This is a genomic window from Ruegeria sp. BF12, from assembly GCF_056538705.1.
Map to the genome: position 1 here is coordinate 1 of NZ_JBQFTP010000011.1, position 19,981 is coordinate 19,981.

The 19,981-nt window shown below is 52.6% G+C and carries 13 protein-coding genes, 1 tRNA gene and 2 pseudogenes; 9 read left to right on the forward strand and 7 right to left on the reverse strand.

Annotation, left to right across the window (positions count from 1 at the left end; all coding sequences use genetic code 11):
- The 3 genes and pseudogenes from ACR0J0_RS16580 to ACR0J0_RS16590 form a co-directional block, all read right to left on the reverse strand.
- Positions 1–137: pseudogene (locus ACR0J0_RS16580) on the reverse strand (transposase); the annotation flags it as partial.
- 170 nt (positions 138–307) lie between these two features.
- Positions 308–1,603: a hypothetical protein gene (locus ACR0J0_RS16585; RefSeq protein ID WP_480665254.1), complete on the reverse strand. Its 1,296-nt coding sequence runs from the start codon at positions 1,601–1,603 to the stop codon at positions 308–310.
- Positions 1,604–2,369: 766 nt separating this feature from the next.
- On the reverse strand, positions 2,370–4,112 hold the full coding sequence (locus ACR0J0_RS16590) for a M10 family metallopeptidase (protein ID WP_480665255.1): 1,743 nt from the start codon (positions 4,110–4,112) through the stop codon (positions 2,370–2,372).
- A gap of 372 nt (positions 4,113–4,484) precedes the next feature.
- Here ACR0J0_RS16590 and ACR0J0_RS16595 point away from each other — a divergent pair, with 372 nt between their 5' ends.
- From ACR0J0_RS16595 to ACR0J0_RS16620, 6 genes and pseudogenes are all read left to right on the forward strand, one after another.
- Positions 4,485–4,664, forward strand: coding sequence for a hypothetical protein (locus tag ACR0J0_RS16595; protein WP_480665256.1), 180 nt, complete (start codon positions 4,485–4,487; stop codon positions 4,662–4,664).
- 52 nt (positions 4,665–4,716) lie between these two features.
- Positions 4,717–6,477, forward strand: a complete 1,761-nt coding sequence (locus ACR0J0_RS16600) for an FkbM family methyltransferase (protein WP_480665257.1) — start codon at positions 4,717–4,719, stop codon at positions 6,475–6,477.
- The gene (locus ACR0J0_RS16605) at positions 6,474–8,426 is read left to right on the forward strand and encodes an HAD family hydrolase (RefSeq protein ID WP_480665258.1); all 1,953 of its coding nucleotides are present in this window, start codon (positions 6,474–6,476) and stop codon (positions 8,424–8,426) included. Before ACR0J0_RS16600 ends, ACR0J0_RS16605 begins: the two co-directional genes overlap by 4 nt.
- 536 nt (positions 8,427–8,962) lie before the next feature.
- Positions 8,963–10,024: a dTDP-glucose 4,6-dehydratase gene (rfbB, locus tag ACR0J0_RS16610; RefSeq protein ID WP_480665259.1), complete on the forward strand. Its 1,062-nt coding sequence runs from the start codon at positions 8,963–8,965 to the stop codon at positions 10,022–10,024.
- A 230-nt stretch (positions 10,025–10,254) separates the two neighbouring features.
- Positions 10,255–11,133, forward strand: a complete 879-nt coding sequence (rfbA, locus tag ACR0J0_RS16615; RefSeq protein WP_480665260.1) for a glucose-1-phosphate thymidylyltransferase RfbA — start codon at positions 10,255–10,257, stop codon at positions 11,131–11,133.
- 130 nt (positions 11,134–11,263) lie between these two features.
- Positions 11,264–11,350, forward strand: a pseudogene (locus ACR0J0_RS16620) (IS5/IS1182 family transposase); the annotation flags it as partial.
- A 14-nt stretch (positions 11,351–11,364) separates the two neighbouring features.
- Here the strand turns inward: ACR0J0_RS16620 and ACR0J0_RS16625 are convergent.
- Both ACR0J0_RS16625 and ACR0J0_RS16630 read right to left on the reverse strand, forming a co-directional pair.
- Positions 11,365–13,545: a hypothetical protein gene (locus tag ACR0J0_RS16625; protein ID WP_480665261.1), complete on the reverse strand. Its 2,181-nt coding sequence runs from the start codon at positions 13,543–13,545 to the stop codon at positions 11,365–11,367.
- Between the two features lie 558 nt (positions 13,546–14,103).
- Positions 14,104–14,180, reverse strand: a tRNA-Arg gene (locus tag ACR0J0_RS16630).
- 250 nt (positions 14,181–14,430) lie between these two features.
- Here ACR0J0_RS16630 and ACR0J0_RS16635 point away from each other — a divergent pair.
- Positions 14,431–15,456: a LacI family DNA-binding transcriptional regulator gene (locus tag ACR0J0_RS16635; protein WP_480665262.1), complete on the forward strand. Its 1,026-nt coding sequence runs from the start codon at positions 14,431–14,433 to the stop codon at positions 15,454–15,456.
- 4 nt (positions 15,457–15,460) lie between these two features.
- Positions 15,461–16,675, forward strand: coding sequence for a winged helix-turn-helix domain-containing protein (locus tag ACR0J0_RS16640; RefSeq protein WP_480665263.1), 1,215 nt, complete (start codon positions 15,461–15,463; stop codon positions 16,673–16,675).
- 8 nt (positions 16,676–16,683) lie between these two features.
- On the opposite strand, the gene ACR0J0_RS16645 is transcribed toward ACR0J0_RS16640, so the two are convergent.
- Together ACR0J0_RS16645 and hpaR are read right to left on the reverse strand one after the other, a co-directional pair.
- On the reverse strand, positions 16,684–17,376 hold the full coding sequence (locus tag ACR0J0_RS16645; RefSeq protein ID WP_480665264.1) for a fumarylacetoacetate hydrolase family protein: 693 nt from the start codon (positions 17,374–17,376) through the stop codon (positions 16,684–16,686).
- Positions 17,377–17,886: 510 nt separating this feature from the next.
- Positions 17,887–18,321, reverse strand: coding sequence for a homoprotocatechuate degradation operon regulator HpaR (gene hpaR / locus ACR0J0_RS16650; protein ID WP_480665265.1), 435 nt, complete (start codon positions 18,319–18,321; stop codon positions 17,887–17,889).
- Positions 18,322–18,557: 236 nt separating this feature from the next.
- On the opposite strand from hpaR, the gene ACR0J0_RS16655 reads away from it, so the two are divergent.
- Positions 18,558–19,970 (forward strand): pyridoxal phosphate-dependent decarboxylase family protein, encoded by a 1,413-nt coding sequence (locus ACR0J0_RS16655; protein ID WP_480665266.1) that lies wholly within the window; start codon positions 18,558–18,560, stop codon positions 19,968–19,970.
- The last annotated feature ends 11 nt before the right edge of the window (positions 19,971–19,981 follow it).

Below are 19,981 nucleotides of genomic sequence, written 5' to 3' on the forward strand. Positions count from 1 at the left end.
CGCAAACCATTGCGATTGATGAAGATAATCCCGCTCACCACACGCCTGTCATCGACGCGCGGCTTGCCGTGGGGCTTCGGGAAGAAGGGCTACAGACGCGCCATTTGCGCATCCGCAAGCCAGAAGAGATCAGACATGTTCACCGCTCGTTTTTGAACCGTGAATCACGCCGCAAAACGGAAATCAATGGGTCCCGACGCTAAAGCGTTGGGGTATTTCCGAGTTCTTTTGGAGTGAAACTTTCTCTGATCGTAAGCCCGCCCGAACCTTAGCAACTGCAGATCTACGGTTGATCGTGCACGTTTTGTCAGATCTCGGGCAGGTTCTTGCTTTTTCGAATTACATTCACCCAAATGCGTGACAATCTACCGAGCATAGTAGAGTACGCTTCGGGCCAGTTGCTTCGCTTTAGATTTCGATAATGGGACCACCCCTCACCTATCCTAGTCAAACTCTCCCCAACGTTATCTCCTATTCCGGAAAAAACCCGGACTTTGGAAAATCTTATTCCGTCTCGTCTGGTCGGGTTCTGAAAATAGCTCCAAACATCCTGGGCATCGTAACTTCTGCACAAATCAGAAACATCGTTGATGGAACTCCTTTTCAGAACTGTTTCGATGGCGCAAAAAGCACCATTTTGAATGCGGCCAGCAATTTGAGCATTTGAAAGCTCGGAAGCGGAAAGATCGTACTTTTGCCAGACAAATCCCTCAGAACGCTCTGCGACTGAGTAAATGCTGCCGTGATCCGCAGAAAACAGAAACTCGATTAAATCGCGGTATCTGTCCAACATGTCTGCTTGATACTTGTCCGATCCATTTCGGCATATGAATGCCTCATGCACGTAGTTCTTGCGCTCAAGAATTTCTATCGCATCCTCGCTGGTTCCAAAGTAGAAACCTACGACTTTGCGGCTATCACCCAAACAGTCCAGTATTGCAGACTGCAAACTGCCACGCCAACCTAAGTCGACTAAGCCAGTTTTCTGGTCAGCGGGAAAGCACATCTCATAGTAGCTGGTTGTTGTGAGTACTTCTTGATCAAAGGTTCGGCGCAACGATTCAGCGTTTTCTGACAGATATTTAAGGAAAATCTTTCGCGACTTTCGATCGAGGCTAGCGTCAAGGTCAAAACCCAACTCTCGCATGTCCATCCGGATGCTGTCGGATGATTTGAGCTTCGAAAAGAACTCGGAAATTGATTTGGAGTTTTCGAGCGTCCGGTGAAAATGGTTGGCTATCGTCTCTGGATCTAGCCGGGTAAATGGCAGGGTCGTCATACGCCGCGAGGCCGCAACATATGTTGTGGACCATCCTTGAGGATACAAAAGATCGAAAACCTTTTTGATGAACTGCCCATCCCGCGCGAGAAACGCCAAATCCCGGATGTTCTGCCGACTGGCGGATTCAGCAAGCCAAACGCAAAATGCTGTTACAAATGGTGCCAAGACCGTGGCTCCGATTTCTTCAAAGTAGCGTTCTTCACCAGAGACTGTTGCGGGGGATCGTTCGCTCGCACAACGACTTTGGTCCAAGTATTGGTCTACAAACACTTTTGATAATGGGTGCTTTGCGTGCAGAACAAAATTGTTGTCAATTTCCATTTTTGTTCCTTATCTCGGCATGAAGCGCGTCAGAGCGATGAACAATTATCATTTCGCGCATTTGCATCGGATTCCGCCTGATCGCTTCGTCCTTATACGCACAACGTTGAACGGAAGGAAATCAAGGTAGACGCCAAGATGCTCACTACTATTAACATGTTTGAAGGTTACTGTTGTAGGGATTGTGTCTCTCGTGCCAACCTGGTGTTGTGATCCTTCCTAAGTGCCTCTCGCACCGCCTTGTTGACTGAGGCAGCCCTTCAAGGCTGTGCTCCAAAATACCGTGGCTTGAATCCGGAAAACTCTATCGAGCGGGTCGTCAATTAGGTCGTTGTCTATTAGGTGAGCTAAAAGATCGTGGGATAAGACCGATTCTGCGCAATCGTGGCCACCGCATTCAATTCAAACAAAAAATGCCACAGCTGATGCCAACTGCCTGCTAACATTTCTAACTTTTGGCTCGATGTAGTTTTTCCTTAGCAAACGCGGAGCGATCTGCTCCTCGACAGCTGAATGGAAGTGCGGAGCAAACTCATTGGTCGCGCCAAAATGAACTTTGATCTGTTTCGGTTAACCGCGCAAATCTAGTGGCAGAAGGTTCACCAGCCGTACGGCTTTGGAAAGCAATCAAATAACTACAACGAATGTTGCAAGCCCTCGAATAACCGACTTTACCAGTTTTCCAAGACTTGTACGCCAAAGAGATCAATGGAGTGACGACAACGCCTTCGGAGGCCATTGTTTATTTAGGGTAGCGTCCAATGCGTTAGATAAACTGGAAGTCATCCGCAGTCAGGCTCAACGCCGAAACTCCGTCAAGTTGAATCGTTCCCGAGCCGGTATCTATCAAGGCGCCGTTCTGCGAAGACGTAATCTGAAGCTCTGCAAAGCTTTTGGCAATTCCTTCCAGCCGAATGATATCTGCATCAGATGAGAAGTCCCTGATCCGGTCGTTTCCGTGATTGCTCCGGAAAATGAACGTATCCTCGTCACCTCCGCCGGTGAGTTCGTCATCACCCAATCCACCGATCAGCGTATCGTTGCCAGCTTCACCAAGTAGGAAATCGTTTCCGGTTTCACCCAACAAGGTGTCGCTGTCGTTACCTCCCCAGAGTTTATCCGACCCCTCCCATCCGGTGAGCCAGTCATTTCCATCGCTACCAACGACCGTGTCATCTCCGTGATCGCCAAATAGGGCATCGTTGCCCCCGCCGCCAACGAGAACATCGTTTTCCTGACCACCGTGTAGCGTGTCGTCACCAGATTCGCCCCACAACTCATCTGCGCCGGTCCAACCACGAAGAAAATCGTTCCCGATGCCCCCAACCAATACGTCGGCGCCTTCGTCACCGAACAATGCGTCATTACCCGAGCCACCCTGTAGGACATCCCTGCCCTGACCGCCATGTAAACTGTCGTCTCCGGAATCGCCCCAAAGAGTGTCGGTGCCAGTCCAGCCCCGCAAAAAGTCTGCGCCATCGTTCCCGACCAGAGTATCAGCGCCCGCATCTCCGAACAGCGCATCATTTCCCGATCCGCCCACAACAAGGTCGTTTCCGTCACCTCCGTGCAACGCGTCATTGCCCGTTTCACCAAAGAGCCGGTCGTTTCCTCCGCTCCCGCGCATATAGTTGTTCTGATCGTTACCGTATACTGTGTCGTGCCCCTGCCCAGCGATGTAGTTTTCGATAACAGTTCCACGCATGATTGCCATATTGCCGGTCAGGCCAAAGACATCGGAGTATGTTTCTCCATTCAAATTAACCCGTTGATTGGATCTATCATAGTAGAAGTCGATGGTGTCGACGCCGCCATCGTCAACGATGGTGAACGTCACCCTATCACCGAAATTGGTGATCTGGTCGTACACGCCGCCTGCGTTAGATCCATACCCATATTTTGTGTCGCCTGTCCGGATGTTGTTCGGTGCACCGTAAAGGGACCACACCGCCAATATGTCCGCAATCATCGGAGTCAGAACAAACGCAAATGATGCATTCACGCTGGTGTTTTCCTGTTGATGGAAATAAGACATGACCGTAGCTTGCCAGCTGTCGTTGTCATAGTGGTTATGCACGCCATAAGTTGCATTCCCATTGTAATCTCCAGCGTGATTTAACCCAATGGCATGTCCGATTTCATGCAGGTATGTCTGAAAAGAATAACTATCGTATCCAGTTCCGAAATCAGCGATCCAATCTTTGCTGACATTCACATTTGCTCGGTGAAACGTACGGTCTCCGCCACCCGGTGAGCTGAAGTACGAGTAACTCGCATAAGCTCCGGCGTAATTGTCATCGAAGGTGATCAGCGGCGAAACACTTGCCTGGTAAAAGTACAAGCCCGTGACACTTGACCAAGTCTCAAGTGCGGTTGTCACCAAATGCCGAGCATTGGGCGCAACGCCATCCAAATTGTAGGAAATGTTAGAAACTGCCCATTTGGTTGCGGGTTGGCCTGATTCATAGATGAGGTAATTTGCGATCTGATCGTTTGTATAGACAGCCACTGTCGTTCCGTTTCTTCTGCTACTTGGCCCCAAAAGAGACTTACAATTCTTGCTCGTTCAAACCATCGCCGCGGTTCAACGATGCCGTGGATCGTTGAATCGACGCGGGTACTCACTTGTTAACAGAATAATCACACTTGCAAACGGCGGCAAAAAGCCCGCGAAATTTGTCTATAATTTGGCAAATGGGTTGATAGCGACAATTTTTGGTTTGTTGGAAATATATTGTATGCTCTGCTGCCCCTTATTCGCAACAGGTATAGACAAAACGATGTTTCAGAGGCCATTTAGATGGGCCCTTGCCCTCGGGGGCAGCACACGTGACGGGGTGTGAACTTCACCTATTTCTAAGTGAGTTTCAGGTTTCGACCGATGAATCAGGCCGGTGGTTTGCGCTCGGCAAGCCTAAAGCGACACAAGCCGGAAAAACAGAGCGCGCCAATGCTCAATCAGCTTCATGATGCCGACGGCAGGGCAAAAGGGGTTGACTATTGCCACAGCAAGCCGGAAAAGACGGCCCGAATTGAGCAATGGTTTGAGTATCAGATTTGATAGGTGGGATTGCTCTGAGTTGACCGTTCAGACGCGTCCGCGGAGTTAATAAATGCATCCAAACCCCTACTTAGATGAACTGATCCAAAAAGAAGGCGTTCCCAAACCGGACATTGAGGTTCCGCTGTGCGAACAATACGGTCAACTGGCTGAGGATGTGATTGTAGACTCACTACTTTCTGCTTGGGCGGTCCGAGCCGATGCAGATCTGAAATCGCTGAAATACCTTGAGATCGGTGGAAATCACCCCTTCGCGACAAGCGCCACGTTTTTGTTGAATCGCCGGTATGGGATGACCGGTGTCATTGTTGAAGCCAATGATGAGCTTATCGAAACGCTTCGAAACGCAAGACCAAACGATACAGTAGTTCACTGTGCCGTCACTCCGGATAACGTGGAAACGATTGATTTCTTTGTCTCAAATCAATCGGAATTGAGCTCTCTGCATCGGCGTTTTGTTGAAGAGTGGCGGGGCGGCGAAGTCGGTATTGCCGATGTTCGCACTGTCCCCGCAATGCGCGTCGACAGGCTTATTGAACAGAACTTTGAGGACGAACCACCGGTATTTCTGGCAATAGACATCGAAGGTATGGACCTGCAGGTCTTGCAGGACCTGGATTGGAGCAGGTGCCGCCCTGTTGTAGTACAAGTCGAACCTTCGGACCATTTTGTAGCGGGCAACTCTGACGCCATCATCAAATTCATGACGGATCAAGGGTATATCCTTTCGGCCCGAACCGATATCAATTTAATTTTCCAAGATAATTTCGCAATTATCGCACCTAAGAAAGAGCGTAAAATGAAACCTGCGACAGGCCCGACTTCACGCTATGATAACAATTGTTCGGTCGGTATCGTGACCCGAACGAAGGATCGCGCGGTTTTGCTGCGGCGGGCGCTTGAAAGCGTATCCAATCAAACGTATCCGCATTGGCAATTGGTTGTTGTAAACGACGGCGGTGCGCCTGAGCCGGTGAACGAGCTTGTTTCTTCCATTTTCGGTGAAGACAGCAGAGTGAAGGTCTTGCACCATGAGACCTCCAAAGGGATGGAAGCGGCGAGCAACGCGGGTCTTGTGCAATTGAGTACTGATCTTGCCGTAATTCACGACGACGACGACAGCTGGGCCCCGGATATGCTGGCGGTGACCACAGGTATTCTCAGGCAGCAGAACACGGTGATGCCGACGATCAGGGGAATTGCAACGCGTATCAATTGGGTTCGTGAGACAGTTGTCGGAAACAACGTCAGGATTGAGGATATCAAACCATGGCAACGTGGTGATAAGGACGAACTGCAGGAAGGCTTGATTGATTTGTCCCGAATGCTGGTCAAAAACCAGTTCCCGCCGATCGGGTTCGTTTTTGATCTTGAGGTGTGCAGAGAATTGGGAATGTTCGATGAGACTTTGCCAGTTCTAGGCGACTGGGATTTCCATCAGCGCTTCTGCATGGCCTATGACGTCTGGGTCCACCCCGAAGCACTGGCCTTTTATCATCACCGGCAAAACGCCACAGGAGCGTTGGGAAATACCGTTATTGCCGGGCGGTCCAAACACCTCATGTATAACACTCTGCTTCGCAATCGCTGGCTTCGCGCCGCAACGCAGGGGCAAGGCGTAAACTCGCAACTATCTGTACTTTTGCGTGAACAGGGGCTCGAATTTGACAAGATGGAGATGCGGCCGGCTTATGCACCGGATTCCAACCCTCCGAATCGAACACCTGGCGTGACGAAGAAGAAGAAAACCGGGCTTGCAAAAGTCCTCTCTGATTTGAACTATCGACGCAAAGCGCTGAGGTACAAACAGTGACGATTTCGGGCCTGGAACAAGGGTTTCTTTCGAAATCCAGTGTCGTTACATTTGATATTTTCGATACATTGTTGCACCGGCTTACCAAAGCCCCAGTTGATGTCTTCGAAATGGTGAGAATGCGCGCGTTCGAAGATGAGCGTAGCCTTTACTACCATGACCTGCTGGATAGCTTTGCGAAGTCGCGCTGGGAGGCCGAGCGCGACGCACGAGATGCCCGCTTCCGGCAGCACGGCGGCGAAGGTGAGATTACACTCGACGAGATTTATGCGCAGTGGGCGCAGGACAACGATGCGCCGCAAGAAGTGGCTGATTGGCTAAAGTCGTTGGAGCTTGATAGCGAGCAGCGCGTTTTCTACGCTTCCCAAGAAGGGCTGAAACTGTATTCCCAGGCTCTATCTGAAGGGAAGAAAATTGCTTTCCTGAGCGACATGTACCTTCCGTCAGAATGGCTGACAGATCGACTTTTGGAACTTGGGTATACACAAGCCAAATCGCACCCAACTTACGTTTCCGGTGAGGTGCGTGTTTCTAAAGGCTCAGGGGCGCTTTACAATCATGTCGCTGAAGCGGAAGGGTGGGCACTGGACTCAAGCTGGGTACATATCGGTGATAATCGTCATGCAGATGTAAAACAGGCGCGCGCGGCAGGAATAAACGGTCACCACGCAACCTGGGCGAAGGTTGATAACGTACCTACCGAACGGTGCAGCATATTCGCAGGTGACTTTATTTACTCACTTGTTGAAGGGCTTTCTTTACCCCAGGCCGCTCAACGCTTACCTGAGGACCCACTGGAACGTATCGGTTATCAGGTTTGGGGTCCTATGCTTTTTGGCTACGTTTGCTGGCTGATGACTCAATTTAAGGAAAAGGAAATCGACCGCGCGTTGTTCGTTGCACGAGACGGTTGGTTGATGAAGCATCTCTACGAGCTGTGCAGAGATGTTTCGCCGATGCCGGGTGTTGAGACCGAATACTTTTATATGTCACGCAAAACTGGTTACAAAACCGGCGCACGCGATTGGGATCCAGAGCGGGCTTGGAATTACATCGGTGGAAAGACGGATCAAAACGCCGAACGTGCCTTTCTTGCCGCGAATTTGAGCCCCCAAGATTATCAGGAAATGCTTAATGAAAAGGGCATTTCTGATTTCAAAGAACCACTGAACCCATCGCAACGCGAAAGTGTGTTCGGGCTTTTGAACGAGGTTCACTTCGATGTTTTGAAAAAATCGGTGGAGATGCGCACCCGATTCGGCGCTTACTATGACCGAGCGCTCGAAGGTAGCGAGCGTTTGGCTTTGGTAGATATTGGTTGGGTGGGCAATCTCCAAAGATGTTTCAGTCATTCTTTGTCTGATCCAACTGCTTACCAGCGGGTTGAAGGGTTTTATGTGAGCCTGCATAGGGACTTCGTGCACCCCAACCAGAATCTGGGCTTGCCCATGCAGGGTTGGTTGAATGCGTCGGATCGATATGAAGAATTTAACACAGCGCTACTGACGGGTGGTGTTGAGTTGATGGAATTCGTGCTGACTGCGGATCACGGCTCGACCATCGATCTGGCACAGGAAGGCGACCAGATCAATCCGGTGCTTGAGACGCAGGGTGAACAGGAACGAGAGCACCAGCGTTTGGCTGCAAAGGCTCAAGCTGGCGTAATTAAGTTTGTTGAAGACTACCGTTTCCTGCTCGAAATTTTTTCACCCGCTACGATCTCGTCGCCGATATGGGCAGAGTTTTTCTTGCAGATGGCCATGCATCCAACGAACCATGAAGTTGAGCAGCTCGCGGATATTACTCATTCCGACTCTCCAGGTGGCAACATGGACAGGATCGTACTTGCACCAAAGCTTCCTGCAGGTGTGATCAAAAGCAAGAGAGATAGAATGCGTGCAAGAGATCAGGCTTATTGGAAAGCTGCGTTTGACCTGAGAAACCCCTGATTGGGGTTACGCAGTTGTTCTCTGGTATCGAGCAAGTTGGCGCATAACTCTGTCTCTAACCTAATCCTCTGCGGCATGTATTCCGACTACCGATCTCGCCGACGCCAGTGTGACGCCATGAAGTCAAATATGGTGAACGCAATAATTAATATTGACCTGTATAAGAGCGGCGATCCGCGTGGAAAACGAACACTTTTATTAATTTGAAAGGCTTCCATGAGTGTTCGCTCGTCATTCCTCTGAGGCTTGGCGCGAGCTAAGCTGAGACGTATCTGAAATGGCACGAGTTGTTTCAGGGTTTGTTGGGGCGAGCCAACTATGAATGATCTAGGTATTCGACTTCTTCAACGCACGATATGCGCCAAAGATATTCTCTCAATAGTAGTTGCAGTACGGCGGCGACACCCGTGCCAGGAAAAGAAGACTGGCGAATTCGCCGGAAAACTTATTGTCTGGCTTTCTGAATCTAACTGTGGCTTGTGACTTTCAATCAAATGGACAAATACACGCGCACCTGAGTTTAACGGAGACGTGCAATGAAGATCCTTGTCACAGGCGGTTCCGGTTTCATCGGATCAGCGGTTGTGCGGCTTGCTGTTAAACGAGGCCATTCGGTGGTCAATTTAGATGCGCTAACCTATTCGGCCTCTCAGGAAAACGTCGCATCGGTTGCGACTGATCCGCTTTACTCGTTCGAACATGCAGATATCCGAGAGCGAGAAATTCTGAACCAAATATTTGCAGCCCATCAACCCGAAGTCGTGATGCATTTGGCCGCCGAGTCTCATGTAGACCGGTCCATAGATGGTCCCGGCGACTTCATCGAGACCAATATTACCGGAACATACAACATGTTGGAGGCGTCACGCAGCTATTGGTACGCCAAGGGCAGTCCCGAGACCTTCCGTTTTCACCACATATCAACGGACGAAGTGTTTGGCTCTCTGCCTGCCGACCCTTTGGTACAGTTCACCGAGGACACAGCTTATGATCCGCGCAGCCCCTACTCGGCGTCCAAAGCAAGTTCGGACCATCTGGTGCGGGCGTGGCACGAGACGTTTGGCTTGCCCATCGTGCTCACCAATTGCTCAAACAACTACGGTCCCTATCAATTCCCCGAAAAACTTATCCCGTTGGTTGTATTAAAAGCGTTGGCCAGCGAACCTCTGCCGGTTTATGGGGATGGCTCAAACATCCGCGATTGGCTCTATGTGGAGGATCATGCCGACGCGCTCCTTTTAGTCATCGAAAAGGGCCAAACCGGGCGCAGCTATAACATCGGTGGTGAGAACGAGCGAAGTAATTTATCTCTTGTTCAATCCATTTGCAAAATCCTTGACCGGCTGCGTCCCCGCAGCGAAGGTGACTATGCTGATCTCATAACCTTTGTCGCGGATCGTCCTGGGCACGATGCCCGTTATTCGATTGATCCGACACGCATTCGCAATGAGCTTTCCTGGCGCCCCTCGGTATCCATCGACGAAGGGTTGGAGCGCACCGTCCAGTGGTATCTCGAAAACGAAAGCTGGTGGCGCCCGTTGCTGTCGCGTGATGGTGTTGGTGTACGTCAGGGCACCGCAGGAGAGTGTCAGGAATGATAACTCCAACCTTTTGTTACTCAGATCAATTCGCAACGGATGCAATACAATTTTTGATTGCCTGTGCGCTTGAACGCGACCAGGCGAACGACTTCGGCGCTGCACCTTGCAGCGCGAAGAGCGGGTCAAACGACCAACGAAATCACCTTGGGCTATTTTAGCGCTTCACGTTCCGCAATACGACTGGAACAGACTCTGATTAAAAAATTGAACGAAATGGATAAGCACAAATGACGCAAAGAAAAGGTATTGTCCTCGCCGGTGGTTCTGGCACTCGGCTTTATCCAATTACAATGGGCGTCTCAAAACAGCTACTGCCGTTGTACGACAAGCCGATGATCTACTACCCGCTGTCTGTGTTAATGCTGGCGGAGATCCGGGAAATTGCCATCATCACAACGCCCGAAGATCAACCACTGTTTAAGCGACTGTTGGGGGATGGAAGTCAATGGGGTTTGTCCTTCACGTGGCTCGTACAGCCGTCTCCTGACGGCCTCGCACAAGCGTACGTCCTCGCCGAAGATTTCCTTGCCGGCAGCCCGTCTGCCTTGGTCTTAGGGGATAATATTTTTTTCGGGCAAGGGCTCACCGATATGTTGCGCACCGCGTCGCAAAAAAATTTCGGCGGTACGGTTTTCGGATATCAGGTCGCAGACCCCGAGCGCTATGGCGTTGTCGATTTCGATGCGGAAGGGCGCGTGACACAAATCATCGAAAAACCAAAGGTACCACCGTCGAACCACGTTGTTACAGGGCTTTACTTTCTAGACGGGAGAGCACCGGAGCTAGCTGCGCAAGTTAAACCATCCTGCCGTGGCGAACTTGAGATCACATCGCTTCTGTCAATGTATTTAAGCGAGGGTACGCTGTCTGTCGAACGCATGGGACGTGGATTTGCCTGGCTCGACACAGGTACGCATACAAGCCTGCTGGATGCCGGGAACTTTGTACGCACACTCACAGAACGACAGGGCCAACAGGTCGGATGCCTAGAAGAAATCGCCTTCTACGAAAAGTGGATCGACCGGGACCAACTTTTAGAGCGCGCCAGAGTGTTCGAAAAAAATGAGTATGGTCGATATCTGAAAAGGCTTGTCGGTGACTCGTGATGTACAACACACTGAGGAAACTGCACATTTTCTGAGTACTTCGGACTTTGTTTTTTGCCCGGTCCGAAACGCGCAACATCGCTAATCTGCCTACCAAAATACCGAGACTATGAGGCTAGGCAGACGTGGACAGCTCGCCACCCGCTACGACAAGACAGCCGAGAGCTTCCTTGGCTTCGTCGACATCACATCAATCCGCCCATGGCTACGCCATTTGCCAAAACAACCTAATCAGTGGAGTTTTTGTAAGTTGCGAAAAACCTCTGACTGTTCAAGTGAAACCGCGCGACGATCACCCAAGTCAATCAGCCCGTCTAACACTTGTAGTAATCTGTGCTTGTTGTTTTGAGCCAACGGCTCTGCTGCTTCAGCATAATATTGAACTCGGGCAGAAATCTGCGCCAAGATACCAGTCCCAGCCCATAGCTCGGGACGTTTGGCGACAACCTTGAGTGAGATGAGGATATCATCACAAAATGCGTCGATTGGTTGGGAAGCTCCAGCCCGAGAGCACAATTTGAGGTATTGCTCCATTACAAATGGAACCCATCCAGCTTTGGCCATAAACTTCGAAACTCCTTCTGAAAGGCGATGGAGATCTTCCCAATCACCATTGGCAAAGCGGGCGCTTTCGGAGGCTTTCTCTACGGAAACCAACAATAGATCTTTGATGATGTACGGGACATAGTGTCCATAAATATGACCGTCCCTGTATCCCGTCCGATGGAACTCTCTGCGAGATGCCAACCAACCGAGGAATATTCGATGTATCTCGACAGCATCGTTAGTCAGTGTCGGGTTGTCCAATATCTGACGACAGCAGTGTCCACTAATAATTTCCGCAAGGACAGCGTCTCCAGAATCGTGCTCCTTAAAATCGAAGGGTTTCACAAAGTCCTTGTACCACTCATCTGGGGTGAAATGCGGAGCAATACGCGCAATCAGGCTGCCCAGAACTTTAGGAAACTCCCCATAATGTGACGTGCGACGCCGACGATCACTTTTTTCCATCCACGAGGGGTTAAGGCTGTCTTTCATCCAAGTCACAAGCTGTCGCACATACGACTTGACCAATGGACACAACATTTCGTCTTGCATCCATATTTCAATCGGAAATCTCCTGAACACTCTTTGCCCCAAACCCCAATCAAATCGAACGTTGGGTTGTCTCCAGTGCTCAATCTTTTTGGTTGCACCAAAAGATCGGTCTTCATCGATTGCAAAGACCCAAGCTGGCGGAACCTTTTTCAACTGCGCATCGCGGGTTCCTCTTAGCACCTCTCGACTTTGTCTTAGCGCATCATCGCGGGCAGCTACATTTGCATTAGCCTCGGCTTCGTCTATGCGAAAGCGAGCCGACCCCGGCAAGCAGGCCAAATTGCTTGCCAAAATGCATCCTGCCCAAGCGGCCTTCGGATACGCCTTTGCCGCATTAAAGAGCGCAAGAAATGCCATTTCAGAAATGTCTTCGGCGTCCATGCAGGCAAGATGTAAGAGACGCTCTGCTGCCAGCTGGACTTCTGGGATACTTTCTTTCCTCAGGACGTCTCCCAGCGCCGCGATCAAGTAATGCCTGGGATCCATTTGATTTTTGCTATGAAACCGTTCCGACTCATTGGGAGCAATGTCATCAATTTCATCCAGCAGATCCCAAGCCCACCTAACGTGTTCGTCCACGTCCGATTCTCGTTGAATCAATGACGCAGCTGCTGCCAATGAGGCTTGATGAATACCTTCTCCTGCGCGATCCAGTCTCTCGAAGGAGTCCTTGCGGATGCGCTCTTTTGCGAACGAAATGACATCCTCCATGGCAAAGTCAACCGAGGGTGTATCGCCACACAAATGCGCTTTGGCCCATAGGAAAACGTTGTACTCGCCAAGCCTTGCCTGGGCTTCTTTTTGCTCTTCTTTTTCCTTTTCGGTCGATGGTTGAGGCGGAACATAGGCGATCGCGGCTTTACCGTCCGCCTCGGGTTCAGAGACGATTTGGTAGCTGCTGGTTTCGGCCATACGCGCCCATTCGCTCGCCCGGCGCCGGACTTCCATCATGCAATTTTGATCATCGAGTTCTTCTTCGAAATGGATCGGCAGGTGACTGTCGAAATTCGTTAACTTTGACTTGAATGCCTCCCGTAACACTTCTTCTGGTGTAAACAGCGCAGCCGGCGCGACGTTCCGCAGTGTCATTGACTTGTGCGCGCGATCATCAATGTACTTCAATTCGTCTCGTTCTCGCTCGGAAAGACCGTGTAGCGGATCAATACCCAACAAATTTAGGTTCCGGCCAAACTCTTGCGCCTGGCGATAAATGTCCATGTCCCAAACACGGAAGTTGGCCACTATCGGAAGGCTAACTTCAGAAACATGTGTTGCTTCGATTACAATGGAAGCTGCAACACCGATTGCCGCCACGCACTCGTTCCCAGAAAGAACCAGCCTAAGTATTTCGTCGATGTCATCACCTGCATCCAGTCTTTGGTGAGCCCAATACGAAAGCGCTAAAAATGCGCTTTCTAAAGGCTGCGGCGCAAGCGAACCGCGCGACCAGATATAAACAGACTGGTCCCCCCAAAACTCTTGCTGCCCCCAAGGGAATTCGAGGCTGAGCGATATCGGAGTTCCTTCAGTTACTCCCGGAAGAGATTTGTGTTGCCTCCATCCTTCAACTGCTCGGTTGCTAATCTATGCGCGCGTTGCCCATCTCGCTTGGCAAGCAAGCCCGGTACAAATGCGTCTAAACACCCAGCTCAATTCGACCGCGTTTGACTCGAGAATTGAACATCCTGGCAATGAGGTTAGAGGGTAAAGATAGACACCCGCAGAACAGAAAAATCACCTTACTATGCGTGGCATGCACAGAGCCAATTTTGAACGACTTGGTGGGGATCTGCATCGGTCTACGGTAGTAGTAGAGCACGTGGTTGCTCAAAGGGTTTTCTTCCACAACCAATTGTGATAAAAGGGAAATAATGGTGACCCCGGTAGGATTCGAACCTACAACCTGCCCCTTAGGAGGGGGCTGCTCTATCCAGTTGAGCCACGGGGCCACATTCTCACAAAAACAGTTCGGAAGACTGTTCGCAACCATTCAGTAGTTTAACGGCCCCTTGATTTCAAAGACAAATTCACCCCTTGACCATTCGCTTAGGAGGGGGCTGCTCTATCCAGTTGAGCCACGGGGGCGCGCAACGCCCTCTGTAACCGGGTTTTTCGGGGTTGTCATGGCCTTTGCACAATGGTTGTAAATCTTCCTCTGTTCACGCTACCATCGGGCAAAACAACTTCGCAGGTACCCCAGTGACAACAGATACCAAACGCCCGCTTACCCTTCGTGATGTCTCGGAAGCGTCCGGAGTGTCAGAAATGACGGTCAGTCGGGTCCTGCGAAACAGAGGCGATGTTTCGGACGCCACGCGAACCCGTGTTCTGGCAGCTGCGAAAGAGCTGGGGTACGTGCCCAACAAGATCGCAGGCGCGCTTGCTTCCAGCCGGGTCAATCTCGTGGCGGTGATCATCCCATCGCTGTCTAACATGGTGTTCCCCGAGGTGCTGACCGGCATCAATCAGGTGCTGGAAGACACCGAACTGCAGCCCGTTGTCGGGGTCACCGACTACATGCCGGAAAAAGAGGAAAAGGTGCTGTACGAGATGCTCTCGTGGCGGCCGTCCGGTGTAATCATCGCGGGTTTGGAACATACCGAGGCGGCACGGGCGATGCTGGATTCGGCCGGTATTCCGGTGGTCGAGGTCATGGATACAGACGGCAAACCCGTGGATGCGATGGTAGGGATCTCTCATCGTCGCGCAGGGCGAGAAATGGCACAGGCGATCCTGAAGGCTGGCTATCAACATATCGGGTTCATGGGCACCAAGATGCCGCTGGACCACCGCGCGCGCAAACGGTTCGAAGGCTTTACCGAAGTTCTGGGCAAACACGGCGTCGAGATCGAAGATCGCGAGTTCTATTCGGGCGGGTCGGCCTTGGCCAAGGGGCGCGAGATGACCCAGGCCATGCTGGAGCGGTCTCCGGATCTGGATTTCCTGTATTACTCTAACGACATGATCGGTGCCGGTGGGCTTTTGTACCTGCTGGATCAGGGGATTGATGTACCAGGGCAGATCGGCCTGGCCGGGTTCAACAACGTCGAACTTTTGCAGGGCCTGCCACGCAAGCTGGCCACCATGGACGCCTGCCGGTTGGAAATCGGCCGGAAGGCGGCGGAAATCATCGCGGCGCAATTGGCCGATCCCAATGCCGAGATCGAAACACGCGTAACCCTGACCCCAAAGATCAGTTATGGCGACACGCTGAAACGGCGCTGACCACATGGCCATGCAACGGCTGGACAACCGGACAGCCCGCGCGCTGTTCATGGATCGCCATGCATTGGCTGAACCGCCGTCAGGTGGCTCCAAAGGTTCGGACCTGCTGGAATTGATCCACCGGCTCGGCTTTGTGCAACTGGACAGCATCAACACGGTTGCGCGCGCGCATGACATGATCCTGTTTTCGCGGAGGCCATCCTACCGCGCGGGCAATCTCAAACGTCTGTACGAACGCGACAGGGCTTTGTTCGAACACTGGACCCATGACGCGGCTGTCATTCCTATGGAGTTTTATCCCCATTGGCACCTGCGCTTTCAGCGCGACGCCGATTTGCTGAAATCCCGATGGAAGAACTGGCGCCGGGACGGGTTCGAACAGCAGTTTGCCACTGTCCTGCAGCACATCCGCGACCATGGCCCCGTGTCCTCATCCGATGTTGGCAAGGATGAGAAAAAGGGCTCGGGCGGTTGGTGGGACTGGCACCCGTCAAAAACCGCGCTTGAGTATCTGTGGCGCTCAGGCGCGCTAACGGTCATAGGGCGGCAGGGGTTTCAAAAGCGCTATGACCTGACGGAACGGGTGATCGAAACGCATCTTTGCCCTGGGAACGCCCCCTGCGACGCCAAGGAAACAGTGAACTGGCTTTGCAATGCGGCACTGGATCGGTTGGGGTTCGCGACCTCGGGCGAATTGGCCGCGTTCTGGGATACCGTTTCCGTGTCCGAAGCGAAATCCTGGTGTGAACAGGGTCTAATCAAGGGTGTTTTGGAAGAGGTCGAGATTACGTGTGCGGACGGGAATGTGCGCAAAGTGATCGCTCGCCCGTCTGTTTCGGAAATGGCCGCGACCGTGCCGCGCCCGTCAGGCCGCATCCGTGTCCTCAGCCCCTTTGATCCCATGCTACGGGATCGCAATCGCGCCGAGCGACTGTTCGGGTTCCACTACCGGATTGAGGTATTCGTGCCGGCGGCAAAGCGAACTTACGGGTATTACGTCTTCCCACTGCTGGAAGGTGACCGGATGATCGGCCGTATAGACATGAAGGCGCAACGGGATCGCGGTGTGCTTCAGGTCAATGCACTGTGGCCGGAACGATCCGTGCGCTGGTCCGATGCACGGACCAACAGGTTGCAATCAGAACTCGACCGCGTCCGCCGATTTACCGGACTCGACAGCGTGGTATTCGCGGCAGATTGGCTAAAAGCCCCCAAGTAGGGTCTTTTTCACCGCGTCAATGTCAGGCCGATCGGCCGCAACCCGTCAATGCCGCCTTCCAAAACGTCGCCTGCCTGGACCGGGCCAACCCCTGCCGGGGTGCCAGTCAGGATCAGGTCACCCGGCCGCAAGTGGTAGAAACCGGACAAGTGGCAGATGATCTCGTCAATTTTCCAGATCATCTCTTCCAGCGTCGCGTCCTGCCGGATCTCGCCGTTCACGCTCAGGTGAATTCGTTTGTTGGCGTCCGGGGCCCAGTCCGCAGCGCGGGTCAAGGGCGCGAACACGGCTCCGTTTTCAAGATCCTTGCCCAAATCCCATGGACGTTGCTTGTTCCGCTCGCGGATTTGCAGGTCGCGGCGGGTCATGTCCAAGGCGCACCCATAGGCGTAAACAGCACTCAGCGCCTCGGCACTGCCTGCACGGAATACCGATTTGCCGATCGCAACCGCCAACTCCATCTCATAGTGAAAATTCTCTGTGCCCGGTGGATATGGCACTGTCGCACCGGACAAAACCGCGTTCGCAGCAGATTTCGTGAAGTAAAAAGGCGCTTCCCGGTCGACTTCATTCCCCATTTCCGCCGCATGAGCCGCATAATTGCGTCCGACACAGAAAATTCGACCTACGGGATATGTTGACGAAACACCCTCTACCGGAATTGCGACCGGTTCGGGTAAGGAAAACAGATTGTCCGGCATCAATGCCCCCTAAACTGCAACACGCACGTCGTTTCTAAGTCGGCATGATCACTTGGACAAGCCGCGCGGGAACGCACCCTTTATCACCATTGCGGGAACGGGCAGCTTTCAGCGCGTGTTCACAATTGGGTTTTTTGCCTTGGCAAGCACCCGACACGGGCTATGTGACCAGACAAAGAAAGTCATGCGAATCCGGAGACATATAGCCGGAGACCTAGCGTTGACCTCAAGACACCCGCCGCAGCTGAAGCCACTCACCCGCTGTTGGGTGCGACTGTATCAGAGAACGACGGCCAAAGATCATCACCCCCAACACGGTCTTTGTGTCCGGATGTCCGCCTAATTTCAGGTCGGCTGTTTCTCTGAAACGTGAGCTGGATGGGAAAGGGTAACCCGGAACATCTGGCCGCGGGGCCAGACAGAAAGTCCAGTCAAAGTCTGGCCACCCCGTCGGAGGATACCCCCTATCTCTCCGGCGGGGGCTGTGCCCGCATCCTGCAGCACACGCGATCAGGTCTTCAGATCATGCAAATCATTCAGCAGATCCAACAGGGCTTCGTGCCGGTCGGGTCCCAACTGGGCCTTGATCTCTTCGGCCAGGTGCAGCGTCACCTGCATGTTGTCCTGTATGATCTTTTCACCTTTCGCGGTGATGTCGACAATCTGGCGACGCTTGTCATCGGAATGAGCTTTGCGCCGGATCAAACCCTTGGCTTCCAGTTTTTGCAGGATTCGCGTCAGACTGGGCAGCAAAAGGCACGCACGATCCGCGATACGCGTTGGCTCCTGCGGGCCTTCCTCTTTCAGAACGCGCAAAACGCGCCATTGTTGTTCCGTTACACCCGCATCAGCCAGCATATTCCGAATAGGTCCCATGACCCTTTCGCGCGCCCGCAGCAGTGCAATCGGCAATGAGCGAGACGTTTTAGGTAAGTCGCTGGTCATACGGAATCTTTGCCGAATTCGGGCGTTACTGCAACTGACCAGTCAAATTCGTACGTTATTATCTGAATTTCGTTTATTAGAGACTTAATGAATGGCGCTAACCCGCGTCAAAGCGGTATCAAATTTAGTAAACATAGCAATTAATATTGACCTTTGGCGCTGAATGCCCATGACTGTCGACATAAAGAAACTCAGCTCGGGGCGGCCTCGGGTTTGATGGAAATCTGAGGATTAGCATGAAGTGGGATGAGTTTTCGGACTGGGGCAAGAAAATCGCCGAGTGGACACAGGATTATCACATGACGGTCGGTGACAAACCTGTACGCGCCCGAACCGAACCGGGGGACATTCTCAACGCGCTGCCCGCACATCCGCCGGAGCACGCGCAGCCGATGGAGGACGTCTTCCGCGATTTCGAGGACATCGTGATGCCGGGGATCACCCATTGGCAGCATCCTCGGTTCTTTGCCTATTTCAACTCGAACGCCTCGGCCCCATCGGTCCTGGCCGAGTTCCTGGCTAGCGCCATCGCCCCGCAATGCATGTTGTGGCAGACCTCGCCGGCCGCGACCGAGATGGAAACGCGGATGATGGACTGGCTGCGTCAGGCGCTGGACCTGCCGGAAGGCTTTGCGGGTGTCATTCAGGATTCCGCCTCCTCAGCGACACTGGCCGCAGTGTTGACGATGCGAGAGAAAGCCCTGAACTGGCAAGGGAACCAACAAGGATTGTTCGGGCGGAAACCACTGCGCGTTTATTGTTCGGCCGAAGTGCACACATCCGTTGATCGCGCCATATGGGTTGCCGGGATCGGGCAGGACAATCTGGTGCGTATTCCGATCAAAGGGGATTGGCGGGGGATGGACCCCGAAGCGCTGGAAGCGGCAATTCAGTCCGATTTAGACACTGGTTTGCATCCTGCTGGCGTCATTCTCTGCGTCGGCGGCACGGGCACGGGGGCGACCGATCCGGTCGATGAATGTCTGAAGATCGCGCAGAAATATGGGCTTTATTCCCATGTGGACGCGGCCTGGGCGGGGTCGGCCATGATCTGCCCCGAATATCGCCGCTATTGGCCCGGTGTGGATCAGGCCGACAGCATCGTCTTCAACCCGCACAAATGGCTGGGCATTCAGTTCGACTGCTGCGCGCATTTCCTGAAAGACCCCGACGATCTGGTGCAGACGCTGGCCATCAGCCCGGAATACCTGAAGACCCACGGTAAGGATGGGATCATCAACTACTCGGAGTGGTCGGTGCCATTGGGCCGCCGGTTCCGTGCGCTGAAACTGTGGTTCGTGATGCGCGCCTATGGGCTGGAAGGGCTGCGCGACCGTCTGCGCAACCACGTCAATTGGTCCGTTGCACTTCATGACCGGCTGGCGGCTGAACCGGACTTCGAAATCGTGACCCAACCGATGTGGTCACTGTGGACATTCCGGTATGCTCCGTCGGGTCATGCTGATCTGGACGATCTGAACTTGCGGCTGGTGAATGCTATCAACGATGATGGCCGCATTTATCTGACACAAACCCGGGTTGATGGCGATCTGGTGATCCGGTTCCAGGCCGGTCAGTTCGAGACGACCGAAGACGATGTTAGAATGGCCTTTGACGTGATTACCGAAATCGCCCGCTCGCTGACGTAAACAGGAGGTTC

Excerpts from the sequence above, each read along its gene's own strand:
- ACR0J0_RS16655 (WP_480665266.1), top strand. The coding sequence starts at position 18,558 with ATGAAGTGGGATGAGTTTTCGGACTGGGGCAAGAAAATCGCCGAGTGG.
- rfbB (WP_480665259.1), top strand. The coding sequence starts at position 8,963 with ATGAAGATCCTTGTCACAGGCGGTTCCGGTTTCATCGGATCAGCGGTT.
- rfbA (WP_480665260.1), top strand. The coding sequence starts at position 10,255 with ATGACGCAAAGAAAAGGTATTGTCCTCGCCGGTGGTTCTGGCACTCGG.
- ACR0J0_RS16585 (WP_480665254.1), bottom strand. The coding sequence starts at position 1,603 with ATGGAAATTGACAACAATTTTGTTCTGCACGCAAAGCACCCATTATCA.
- hpaR (WP_480665265.1), bottom strand. The coding sequence starts at position 18,321 with ATGACCAGCGACTTACCTAAAACGTCTCGCTCATTGCCGATTGCACTG.
- ACR0J0_RS16640 (WP_480665263.1), top strand. The coding sequence starts at position 15,461 with ATGGCCATGCAACGGCTGGACAACCGGACAGCCCGCGCGCTGTTCATG.
- ACR0J0_RS16595 (WP_480665256.1), top strand. The coding sequence starts at position 4,485 with ATGAATCAGGCCGGTGGTTTGCGCTCGGCAAGCCTAAAGCGACACAAG.
- ACR0J0_RS16600 (WP_480665257.1), top strand. The coding sequence starts at position 4,717 with ATGCATCCAAACCCCTACTTAGATGAACTGATCCAAAAAGAAGGCGTT.
- ACR0J0_RS16645 (WP_480665264.1), bottom strand. The coding sequence starts at position 17,376 with ATGCCGGACAATCTGTTTTCCTTACCCGAACCGGTCGCAATTCCGGTA.